At 73.3% G+C, this 11,510-nt stretch carries 9 protein-coding genes; all 9 read right to left on the bottom strand.

Annotated elements, in window-relative coordinates:
* Positions 1-311: 311 nt before the first annotated feature.
* Positions 312-2,642 (bottom strand): 1,4-alpha-glucan branching protein GlgB, encoded by a 2,331-nt coding sequence (gene glgB / locus NWP10_RS07780; RefSeq protein ID WP_258300459.1) that lies wholly within the window; start codon positions 2,640-2,642, stop codon positions 312-314.
* A gap of 40 nt (positions 2,643-2,682) precedes the next feature.
* Positions 2,683-4,782, bottom strand: coding sequence for an alpha-1,4-glucan--maltose-1-phosphate maltosyltransferase (locus NWP10_RS07775; protein WP_309137714.1), 2,100 nt, complete (start codon positions 4,780-4,782; stop codon positions 2,683-2,685).
* A gap of 186 nt (positions 4,783-4,968) precedes the next feature.
* Positions 4,969-5,760 carry an ABC transporter ATP-binding protein gene (locus tag NWP10_RS07770; RefSeq protein ID WP_017489414.1) on the bottom strand — a complete coding sequence of 264 codons (792 nt, stop codon included), beginning with the start codon at positions 5,758-5,760 and terminating at the stop codon, positions 4,969-4,971.
* Entirely contained in the window at positions 5,753-6,709 is a 957-nt protein-coding gene (locus tag NWP10_RS07765) for an ABC transporter permease (RefSeq protein WP_017489413.1), read from the bottom strand. Before NWP10_RS07765 ends, NWP10_RS07770 begins: the two co-directional genes overlap by 8 nt.
* Before the next feature lie 131 nt (positions 6,710-6,840).
* The gene (locus tag NWP10_RS07760) at positions 6,841-7,833 is read right to left on the bottom strand and encodes an ABC transporter substrate-binding protein (RefSeq protein WP_017489052.1); all 993 of its coding nucleotides are present in this window, start codon (positions 7,831-7,833) and stop codon (positions 6,841-6,843) included.
* A 319-nt stretch (positions 7,834-8,152) separates the two neighbouring features.
* Entirely contained in the window at positions 8,153-9,136 is a 984-nt protein-coding gene (gene rlmB, locus NWP10_RS07755) for a 23S rRNA (guanosine(2251)-2'-O)-methyltransferase RlmB (RefSeq protein WP_017489051.1), read from the bottom strand.
* Between the two features lie 72 nt (positions 9,137-9,208).
* On the bottom strand, positions 9,209-9,454 hold the full coding sequence (locus NWP10_RS07750) for a hypothetical protein (RefSeq protein WP_258300458.1): 246 nt from the start codon (positions 9,452-9,454) through the stop codon (positions 9,209-9,211).
* A 60-nt stretch (positions 9,455-9,514) separates the two neighbouring features.
* Positions 9,515-10,972, bottom strand: a complete 1,458-nt coding sequence (gene cysS, locus NWP10_RS07745; protein ID WP_258300457.1) for a cysteine--tRNA ligase — start codon at positions 10,970-10,972, stop codon at positions 9,515-9,517.
* A 72-nt stretch (positions 10,973-11,044) separates the two neighbouring features.
* Positions 11,045-11,510 (bottom strand): 2-C-methyl-D-erythritol 2,4-cyclodiphosphate synthase (gene ispF, locus NWP10_RS07740; RefSeq protein ID WP_258300456.1); only part of this gene is annotated, 466 nt, incomplete at its 5' end.

The raw sequence follows: 11,510 nt of genomic DNA, 5'->3' as shown, positions 1-11,510 counted from the left end.
CCAGCATCACTGCCAGCCGCGTGCCCGGTGAACACCATCCGCCCTCGACCTGCCATTCTCGGCATGAATCCGCGGATCTCATGTTCCTCACCGCACCTCCCGGAGACCCGGTCGGCGTCGTGAGCACAAGAGAGAACACTACCCGTCCTCGCCCCCGAACGTGAAATCGGGAGTGGTGCATCGACTCCCGTCAAGACCGGGGGTCCTGCTTCCGCGGATTCATGCCGATCTGGGCAGGCAAGAGCCTCGTCCGGCACCGCCTCGGCGCCCCATGGCCGCCTCGTCCCTCGACGTGAGGTCCGCCACGTCCGTCAGCGATCGGCCCCCGCGCCCGGGTGCGGCTGCAGCCACAGGGTGGTCAGTGCCGTCACGTTCACCGTCAGATGGGCCGGCTGCCCCTGCCACTGACCCGGCTCCGCGGTCAGCACCTCGGACTGCCCGGTCTGCTCCCGCCAGCCGTCCCCGTGGAAGTCGGTGGCGTCGGTGTCCAGGACCACGGTCCACTCCCCCGCGCCCGGCACCCCCACCCGCAGCCCCTGCCGTGGCGACCCCGAGAGGTTCGTGATGCACAGCAGCGGGGCGCCCCCCGGCTCAGCGGCGGACACCGCGGCGCCGTCGTCGTCGATGCGGGCCTCCGGCACCACGCGCTCGGCGGGATGCCGCAGGAAGACGAGGGTGTTGCCGTCGGCGTCCCCGCCGTCCACCCACTCGAATCCGGCCGGGCTGTGGTCCTGGGACCACAGGGCCGGCTTGCTGCGATACAGGGCGTTGAGCTCGCGGACCGTCAGCTGCACGCCGCGGTGCGACTCGTCCCAGGAGACCGGCCAGTCCAGGCCCTCCGCTTCGGACCACTCGCTCGGCTGGCCGTACTCGCCGCCCATGAACAGCAGCTGCTTGCCCGGGTGCGCCCACATGTAGCCGTAGTAGGCGCGCAGGGTGGCCAGCTGGTGCCGGCGGTCGCCGGGGATGCGGGTGAGCAGGGACCCCTTGCCGTGCACCACCTCGTCATGGGACAGCGGCAGCACGTAGTTCTCCGAGTAGGCGTAGACCATCGAGAAGGTCCACTGCCCGTGGTGCCAGCGCCGGTTCACCGGGTCCTGCGAGAGGTAGGCCAGCGTGTCGTGCATCCAGCCCATGTTCCACTTCTTGCCGAAGCCGAGGCCGCCGGCGTCCACCGGGGCGCTCACGCCGGAGAACGCCGTGGACTCCTCCGCGATCATGTGCACGCCCGGGTGCACCCGGTACACCGTGGCGTTCACCTCGCGCAGGAAGTCGATCGCCTCGAGGTTGTGGTTGCCGCCGTGCACGTTCGGCTCCCACTGTCCGTCCTCGCGGGAGTAGTCCAGGTAGAGCATCGAGGCCACGGCGTCCACGCGCAGCCCGTCGATGTGGAACTCCCCCAGCCAGTACAGGGCGTTGGCGACCAGGAAGTTGCGGACCTCGGTGCGGCCGAAGTCGAACACGTAGGTGCCCCAGTCCGGGTGCTCGCCGCGTCGCGGGTCTGCGTGTTCGTACAGGGGCGTGCCGTCGAAGCGGGCCAGCGCCCACTCGTCCTTGGGGAAGTGCGCGGGAACCCAGTCCACGATCACGCCGATCCCTGCCCGGTGCAGCGCGTCCACGAGGTGCTTGAACTCGTCCGGGCTGCCGAACCGGGAGGTCGGCGCGTAGTAGCCGGTCACCTGGTAGCCCCAGGACCCGCCGAACGGGTGCTCGGCCACCGGCAGGAACTCCACGTGCGTGAACCCCAGCCACTGCACGTACTCCACCAGCTGCTCCGCGAGCTCCCGGTAGTCCAGGCCGGGCCGCCACGAGCCCAGGTGCACCTCGTAGATGCTCAGCGGCCGCTCGTGCGGGTCCACCGTGCGGCGGCGCTCCATCCAGGTGCGGTCCCCGAACTCGTACTCGGACTCGAGCACGCGCGAGGCCGTGGCGGGCGGCACCTCGGTCCAGCGGGCCATCGGGTCCGCCTTCTGGCGCCACCGCCCGTCCCGGCCCAGGATCTCGAACTTGTAGCGGTGGCCGTGGCCGACGCCCGGCACGAGCAGCTCCCACACGCCCGAGGAGCCGAGGGAGCGCATCGCATGCCCCCGCCCGTCCCAGCCGTTGTGCTCGCCGACCACGCGCACGGCCCGCGCGTTCGGCGCCCACACGGCGAACGCGGTGCCCACGGCCTCGCCGGCCGGGGTGCGCACCACGCGGGCGCCGAGCACCTCCCACAGCCGCTCGTGCCGGCCCTCGCCGATCAGGTGCAGGTCCAGCTCGCCCAGGGTGGGCAGGTGACGGTAGGCGTCGTCCTGCTCCTGCACCGGCCCGGTCTGACCGTCGGCGGTCTCGTACGCCACCTCGAGCCGGTAGTCGCCGGCGGCCGCCCCGGCCACCCGCGGCATCCGGGCGACACCGGCGAACACGCCGTCGCGCTCGTGGGCCAGCTCCACGCGCTCCCCGTCCCCGGTGCGCACCACGGTGACGGTGCGCGCCAGCGGGCGCAGCACGCGGTAGGTGACCGCCGCGCCGTCGGGGTGGGGGTGGGCCCCCAGCACCGCGTGCGGCTCATGGTGCCGGCCCTGCGCGACGGCGGCCAGCACTTCCGGGTCCACGGCGAGCGGGGCGACGGCGGGGCGGGAGGCGGCGGGCGTGGTCATGGGGGTTCCTGTTCTGGGCGGCGGGGCGGGGGCGGGCGGCTCAGCCGCGCCGCACCACGCGCAGGACGTGGGCGGGCTCGACATGCGGGTCCAGGCGGACGTAGGGCGTGCGGCCCCACTGCCAGCGCTGGCCCGTGAGCAGGTCCTCGACCTCGAAGGAGCCGGACTCGTCCAGGTCCTCGGGGCGCAGGCGCAGCGCGGACAGGTCGAGGTCCAGGGTGGCCTCGGCGACGTCGTGCGGGTTCACGGTGACCACCGTGATCACGGTGTCCTCGTGCGCGCCAGCGTCGGTGACGGCCTCCGCGTCGCGGTGCTCGCCCTCGGGGCGGGCCGTGCGGGTCTTGGAGAACACGAGCAGGTCCGGGTGGGTGGCGCGGTGCAGCGTCAGGTTCTGCAGGTCCCGCAGCGCCGGGTGGGCGGCGCGGATCTCGTTCAGGCGCGTCAGGTACGGGGCGAGCGAGGCGCCGGCGGCCTCCGCGCCCTCCCAGTCGCGCGGCCGGTACTCGTACTTCTCGTTGTCGATGTACTCCTCCGCGCCGGGGCGGGCCACGTGCTCGAAGAGCTCGTAGCCGGCGTAGACGCCCCACAGCGGGTTGGCGAGGGCGGCGACCACCGCGCGGACCCGGAACGCGCCCGGCCCGCCGTGCTGCAGGTACTCCGTGAGGATGTCCGGGGTGTTGACGAAGAAGTTCGGCCGGTAGAAGGCCGGCGTCTCGTGGGAGATCTCCTCCAGGTACTCGGCCAGCTCGGCGGCGGTGTTCCGCCACGTGAAGTACCCGTAGGACTGCTGGAAGCCCACCGTGCCCAGGGCGTGCATCATGGCCGGGCGGGTGAACGCCTCCGCCAGGAAGACGACGCGCGGCTCCTCGGCGCGCACGCGCGCGATCAGCCACTCCCAGAACCACAGGGGCTTGGTGTGCGGGTTGTCCACGCGGAAGATGTGCACCCCGCGGCCCACCCAGCCCTGCACGACCTCGAGCACGGCCTGCGCCAGGCCCTCCGGGTCGTTGTCGAAGTTCAGCGGGTAGATGTCCTGGTACTTCTTGGGCGGGTTCTCCGCGTAGGCGATGGTGCCGTCCACCCGCGTGGTGAACCACTCCGGGTGCTCGGCCACCCACGGGTGGTCCGGCGAGCACTGCAGCGCCAGGTCCAGGGCCACCTCCAGCCCCTCGTCCGCGGCGGCCGCCACGAAGGCCTCGAAGTCCGCGAGGGTGCCCAGGTCCGGGTGCACCGCCTCGTGGCCGCCCTCGGCCGCGCCGATCGCCCACGGGGAGCCCGGGTCCTGCGGGCCGGCCGTCAGCGTGTTGTTGGGGCCCTTGCGGTGCGCCGTGCCGATCGGGTGGATCGGCGGCAGGTAGACCACCTGGAAGCCCATCCGGGCGACCGCCGGCAGCCGGCGGGCCGCCGTCGTGAAGGTGCCCGAGGACCACGTGCCCGCGGCCTCGTCGAAGCGCGCGCCCTCGGAGCGCGGGAAGAACTCGTACCAGCCGCCGCGGCCCGCGAGCTCGCGCTGGACGTCCAGGGGCAGCAGCTCGGAGCTCGTGACGTGCTCGCGCAGCGGCCGCGCGCCCAGCACGGCGGCGAGCTCGGCCGACTCGGCCCCGGCCAGGCGCTGGGCCGGGACGAGCCCCTCGTCCGCCAGCACGCGGGCGGCCTCCTCGAACGCGGCACGGTCCTGCGCAGAGCGCTCCGCGTCCTCGGCCGCCGCGCGGAACAGGGCGGCGCCCTCGGCCAGCATGAGCTCCACGTCGACGCCGGCGGCGAGCTTCACGGTGGCCGCGTGCAGCCAGGTGCCCACCGGGTCGTGCCAGCCCTCCACCACGAAGTGGTGCACGCCGGTCTCGGACGGGCGCAGGGTGGCGAGGAACTCGTCCAGGCCCGGGCGGCCCGGGCGCATGTGGACGCGCTGGACCTCCGCCCCGGACGGGTCGAGCAGGCGGACGGTGGCGCGCACGGCGTCGTGACCCTCGCCGAACACGGTGGCGCGGACGGGGACGTCCTCGCCCACCACGGCCTTGGCCGGGAATCGCCCGTCCTGCACCACGGGCTGCACGCCCGTCACCGGGATGCGCCCCGTGACGGTCTGGAGGCGGACGTCGGACACGGGGGTGCTCTGGGCGGCGCGCTTCGAGTTGCTCACGCCTCGACGCTACCCCGCACCCGCCCCGGAATGAACCATCGGGACGCCGCATGGACACGTCCCTGAGGCGGGCTGGACCCCCTGCGCACATGCCGCGAGGCCCGGCCTGCGCACGGGGCGCGGGCCGGGCCTCGGGACGACGACGGCCGCCTCCGGAGGGAGGGCGGCCGCCGCCGGCGGCGCGGGTCAGGACAGCATGGTCTTGTCGTCCACCACGGCGCCCTTGATCTTGGCGAACTCTGCGAGCAGGTCCGCCGGGGTCCGCCCGGCCTTCTGCGCCTTGTCCAGCTCCAGGATGATCCGGCCGTCGTGCATCATGATCAGCCGGTTGCCCACCTCGAGGGCCTGGGACATGTTGTGCGTGACCATCAGGGTGGTCAGCCGGTGCTCCGCCACCACCTGCTGGGTGAGGCGGGTGACCAGCTCGGCGCGCGAGGGATCCAGCGCGGCCGTGTGCTCGTCCAGCAGCAGGATCTTCGGGCCGGAGAACGTGGCCATGAGCAGGCTCAGGGCCTGGCGCTGGCCGCCCGAGAGCAGGCCCACCTTCGCGGTGAGGCGGTCCTCGAGGCCGAGCTCGAGCTTCGTGAGCTCCTCGCGGAACAGGCCGCGCCGGGACCGGGAGACGCCGCGGGCCAGGCCGCGCGTGTGCCCACGGCGCCAGGCCAGCGCCATGTTCTCCTCGATGGTCAGGTTCGGGGCCGTGCCCGCCGTCGGGTCCTGGAACACGCGGCCGATCCACGCCGCGCGGCGGTGGTCCGCCATGCGGGTCACGTCCTTGCCGGACACCTTCACGGTGCCCGTGTCCGGCAGCAGCTTGCCGGCGATCGTGTTCAGGATCGTGGACTTGCCGGCGCCGTTCGAGCCGATCACGGTGACGAAGTCGCCCTCGGCCAGGTGCAGGTCGATGCCCTGGAGCGCGCGGCGCTCGTTGACGGTGTTGGGGAAGAAGGTCTTGGAGACCTGCGAGATCTCAAGCACGGGTCTGCTCCTCTGCGGTGGCGGCGGACGCGGCGGGCGTGGCGGTCGCGGGCGTCTCCGCCTGCGCGGGGGCCGCCGTCGACTTCGACCGCAGGCTGAGCCGCTTGACGAGGCCGAAGCGGGGCAGCAGCAGCGCGATGACGACGAGGGCCGCGGAGATCAGCTTCATGTCGTTCGGGCTCAGGCCGGCGTTGAGGGCCGCCTGGATGATCAGGCGGTAGAGCACGGCGCCGACGATCACGGCGAAGGTTGCCCAGAAGACCGTGCGCTGGCCGAAGACGGCCTGGCCCACGATCACCGAGGCGAGGCCCACGAGGATGAGGCCGATGCCCATGGAGATGTCCGCGAAGCCCTGGTACATGGCCAGCAGGGAGCCGCCGAGGGCCACGAGGCCGTTGGAGATCATCAGGCCGAGGATCTTCATGCGATCCGTGGAGACGCCGTAGGAGCGGATCATCTCCTCGTTGTCGCCGGTGGCCTGCAGGGACAGGCCCAGGTCCGTGTGCAGGAACCAGTCCAGGATCATCTTGAGCACGAACACGCCCAGGAAGAGCACCAGGACCGAGCCCCAGTTGCGGGCCAGGCCCATGTCTCCCAGCCACGAGAACAGGGTGTCCTGGCCCAGCAGCGGGATGTTGGCCTTGTCCATGATCCGCAGGTTGATCGAGTAGAGCGCGATCATCGTGAGAATGCCGGCCAGCAGGCCGTCGATCTTGCCCTTGGTGTGGAGCAGGCCGGTGACCAGGCCCGCGAGGGTGCCGGCCACGAACGCGGCCACCATGGCCAGGGGCACCGGCGTGCCGCCGGTGATGAGCACGGCGGCCGTGGCGGCGCCGGTGGTGAACGAGCCGTCCACCGTGAGGTCGGGGAAGTCGAGGATGCGGAAGGTCAGGTACACGCCGAGCGCGACGACGGCGTAGATCAGACCCAGTTCCACTGCGGTGAGCATGGGGTGCCTTTCGGGCGGGTGCGAGTGCGGGGGACGACGGCGCGGCGCGGGCCGACGGGCCGTCTACGCGCTCCGCGGCGGCCGCGGACCGAAGCGGTCCGGGCCGCCGCGGAGGGCGGGGCGTGCGGGGGTCAGCCCTCGACGAGGCGGTCCGCCTCGTCCGAGAGCTCGGCGGGGATCTCGACGCCGTAGGCCTCGGCTGCCGCCGGGTTCAGCACGAGCTGCAGGTTGGCCGGGTCGGCGAAGCCCACGGCGATCTCGCCCGGGTTCGCGCCGTCCTTGAGGATCTTCACGGCCATCTCGCCGGCCTGCTTGCCGTGCGCCTTGTAGTCGATGCCGTAGGTGCCCAGGGCGCCGCGGTCCACGGAGTCGATGTCCGCGGAGATCACGGGGATGTCGTTCTCCTCGCCGAAGCCCACGACGGTCTCGAGGGCCGAGACCACCGCGTTGTCGGTGGGCACGTAGATGCCGTCCACGTCCGAGAGGGACTGCACGCCCTGCTGGACCTCGGAGGAGTTGGTGACCGTGGCCTCCTTGATCTCGAGGCCCAGCTCCTGGCCGGCCTCCTTGGCCTGCTCCACCTGGACGGCGGAGTTGGCCTCGCCGGAGTTGTAGACGATGCCGACGGTCTTGGCGTCCGGGTTCACGTCCTTGAGCAGCTGCAGCTGCTCCTTCACGGGGTTGCGGTCCGAGACGCCGGTGACGTTGCCGCCGGGGGCCTCCTCGGACGCCACGAGCTCGGCGCCCTTCGGGTCGGTGACGGCCATGAAGACGACCGGCTTGTCCTTGACCGCGGCGGCGGTGCCCTGGGCGGCGGGGGTGGCGATGGCGGCCACGAGGTCCACGTCGCCGTCGTTCGCGAAGGTCGAGGCGATCGAGGTGACGGTCGCCTGCTCGCCCTGGGCGTTCTGCTCCTCGAAGGTCACCTCGAGGCCGGCGTCCGAGAACGCCTCCTTGAAGCCCTCGCGGGCGCCGTCGAGCGCCGGGTGGGAGACGAGCTGGTTGATGCCCACGGTGTACTTCTCGTCGCCGCCGGCGCCGGCGTCGCCGGAGTCCCCGCACGCGGTCAGGCCGAGGGCGGTGACGGCGAGGGCGGCGGTGAGGGTGAGGGAGCGATGCTTCATGAGACGGACCTCGTTCTGATGGTGCGTGGCGGGATGCGCTCGCCGACGGCAGGCCGTCGGACACAGTGGACATACTGTGCGCCGTGACGCGCATCACGTGCAAGCCGTGACGGCGGTCACGGGACATCCTGTCAGCTGAAAGCCCGGACCGTGGACACTCTGCTCATCTGTGAACCGGCGAGGCCGCCGTCGTCCCCGCGCGCTGCCGCGGCTCACCGCCCCCGGCGCAGACACGAGTCCCGCACAGTCGGGGTCATGCCCGCGGGCAACCCACAACGGTGCGGGACTCGTCTCGCCGGCCCCGCCGGGACCCGCGTGCTCAGCGGCCGCCGGCGCGCTGCACGGAGATCTCGTACAGCGAGATGCCCACGGCCATCGACGCGTTCAGCGACTCCATGTCCGAGTTGATCGGGATGGACACGATCTGCTGGCAGTGCTCCCGCACCATGCGGGACAGCCCCTTGCCCTCGGCGCCCACCACGAGCACCAGCGGCTCCGTGGCCAGGGAGAGCCCGGGCAGGGACACGTCCCCGCCGCCGTCGAGGCCCAGCACGAAGTAGCCGGCCCGGTGCAGCTCCACGAGCGTGGTGTTGAGGTTGCCGGCCTGGGCCACGGGCACGCGCGCCGCGGCGCCCGCCGAGGTGCGCCACGCGGTGGCGGTCACGCCCACGGAGCGGCGCTCGGGCACGATCACGCCGTCCGCGTCGAACGCGGAGCCGGAGCGGATGATCGCGCCGAGGTTGCGCGGGTCCGTGATGCCGTCCAGGGCGATCAGCAGCGGCGGCGTGCGCAGGTGCCCCTTCTCGTGCTTCTCGAGGGCATCCGTGGCCAGCGTCATGGCGTCCGCGTACTCGTACGGCGGGATCTGCAGCACGAGGCCCTGGTGGATGGCCTCGCCGGAGAGGCGGTCCAGCTCCGGCTTCGTGTTCTCCATGACCGGCACGCCCTGCTCCAGGCACAGGCGCAGGGCCTCCTTGACGCGGTCGTCCATCTCGATGCGGACGGCCACGTGCAGGGCCTTGGCCGGGATGCCGGCGCGCAGCGCCTCGACCACGGGGTTGCGGCCGGAGACGGTCTCGTCCGTGAGCTTCGGGCGGGACGGGCGCACCGGGCCGCCCCGCTTGGCCGCGGAGCGCTCGGAGAGCTGCTTGGCGCGGTAGGCCTTGTGGTAGACCCGGTCCTCGGCCTTCGGGGTGGGGCCCTTGCCCTCGAGCGCCTTGCGGCCGTGGCCGCCGGTGCCCTTCATGGGGCCCTTCTTGCCCTTGGGCTTGCGGGAACCGCCGGAGCGGGGTGCGGTGGACATGGCGGGGACTCCTGCGTGCCGGGGACGGGGTCGACGCGCTCGGGCGCGTCGGATCGGCCTCCAGTCTAGGTGTCAGCCCGCGGGACGCACGTGCCGGCCGATCCCCCAGGCGATCAGCGCGACGACGCCGGCCACCCCGGCGAAGCCGAGCGGCACCGCGGAGAGCAGCGGGGTGAGGGCCAGCGGCGCCACGGCGAGCACGGCCGCGTCCGCGCCGCGCACGGCGTCCCGGACCAGCGGGCCCGCCGCGCGCGTGGTCTGGGCCGGCTGCATCACCGCGCCCCAGTCCACCGGATCCGGCGTGGCGTTGCGCACCACGGCGCCGGCCAGGCCACGTCAGCCCCGTCCATGCCGGGCCCCCTCCCGACGTCGCCCCGGTCAGTCCGCCAGGCGCCACGTGGCGCTGTCGGCGCCGTCCTCCACCACGACGCCGGCCGCGGCCAGGGCGTCCCGGATGCGGTCCGCCGCGGCCCAGTCCTTCTCGGCGCGCGCCTGGGCGCGGGCCTCGATCTGGGAGCGGACCAGCGAGTCCAGCGCGTCGGCCGCCGGGCCGGTCCCGTCGCCGTCGCCCTCCGGCACGTCGTCCAGGCCGAGGACCGCCGTCATGGCCTCGACCTCGGTCAGGCGGGCGGCCGCGGACTCCAGGTTTTGCGCGGCCAGCGCGGAGTTGCCGGCGCGCACCGCCTCGTGCAGGGCCGCGAGCGCCTGGGGGACGTTGAGGTCGTCCTCCATGGCGGCGCGGAACGCGGCGGGCACCCGGTCCGCGAGCGCGCCGTCCACGGCGGGCGGCACGGCCCCGGCGGTGCGGGCGCGGGCAGTGAAGTTCTCGATGCGCTCCACGGCGGCCTCCGCCTCCTCGAGCGCGCCCGGCCGGTAGTCCAGCTGGGAGCGGTAGTGGGCCTGGCCCAGGAAGTAGCGCACGGCCTTGGGACGGGCCATGCCGAGCATCTCCTCGGGGGAGATCGTGTTGCCGACCGACTTGGACATCTTCTCGCCGCCGTAGGCCACGAGTCCGTTGTGCAGCCAGAAGCGGGCGAAGCCGTCCCCGGCGGCCGCGGACTGGGCCAGCTCGTTCTCGTGGTGCGGGAAGCGCAGGTCCAGGCCGCCGCCGTGGATGTCGAACTGCGCGCCGAGGTACTTGGTGGCCATGGCGGAGCACTCGAGGTGCCAGCCCGGCCGGCCGGCGCCCCACGGGGAGGTCCACACGGCGGTCGCCGGCTCGCCCTCCTTGGCGCCCTTCCACAGCGCGAAGTCGCGGGGGTCGCGCTTGCCGCGCGGGTCCGCGTCCGGGGCGTCCTGCATGTCTTCCACCCGCTGGCGGGTCAGCTCGCCGTAGCGCTCCCACGAGCGGACGTCGAAGTACACGTCCCCCGAGCCGTCCTGCGCCGGGTAGGCGTGGCCGCGCTCGACCAGCCGCTCGATGAGCGCGAACATCTCGGGGACGTGCCCGGTGGCGCGGGGCTCGTAGGTGGGGCGGCGCACGCCGAGGGCGAGGTAGGCGGCGTCGAACGCCTTCTCGAAGCGGTAGGCCAGCGCCCACCACGGCTCGCGGGCCGGGTAGAGCACGGAGGGCTCGAAGCCCTCCTCGTGGGAGGCGGCCGAGCGGTCGAGGATCTTGTCGTCGATGTCCGTCACGTTGCGCACCGAGGTGACGCGCAACCCGGTGGCCTCGAGCCAGCGGATCAGCACGTCGAACACGATCGCGCTGCGCACGTGGCCCACGTGCGGCATGCCCTGCACCGTGGCGCCGCAGTAGTACACCGACGCCTCGCCGGGGACGAGGGGCTCGAAGTCCCTGATCTGCGCGGTGCGGGTGTCGTAGAAGCGCTGGGCCATGGGGCGCGGTCCTTCCGGGAGGGTCAGGGTCCTGACGGGCCCTGCCAGCCTAGTGTGTGCCCCGGACCGGGTTCAGGCCGCCGGCGCCACGAGCGCCGTCGCGATCCCCACGAGGCCCTCCCCGCGGCCGATGAAGCCGAGCCGGTCCGTGGTGGCCGCGGACACGGACACCGGGACGCCGCCGAGCGCCGCGGACAGCGCCGCCTCCATCTCCGCCCGCCGCGTGCCCACCTTGGGGCGCGGCGCCACCACCTGCACGGCCACGTTCCCGACGGCGAGCCCCGCCTCCGTCAGCAGGCGCAGCACCTCGGCCAGCATGGCCGTGCCGGAGGCGTCCGCCATCTCGGGGCGGTCCACGCCGAACACGGCGCCCAGGTCCCCGAGGCCGGCGGCCGAGAGCAGGGCGTTGCACGCCGCGTGGGCGGCCACGTCCCCGTCCGAGGTGGCGGCCACCCCGCGCTCGCCCGGCCAGTGCACGCCGCCGAGCCACAGCGGACGCGGCGCGCCCTCGGGCGCCCACCGGTGCACGTCCGTGCCG

Origin of the sequence: Micrococcus sp. HG099 (assembly GCF_024723355.1) — a bacterium.
GTDB lineage: Bacteria > Actinomycetota > Actinomycetes > Actinomycetales > Micrococcaceae > Micrococcus > Micrococcus endophyticus.
Note: the sequence above shows the minus strand (reverse complement) of the source record. Positions and strands in the feature narration are given on the sequence as shown.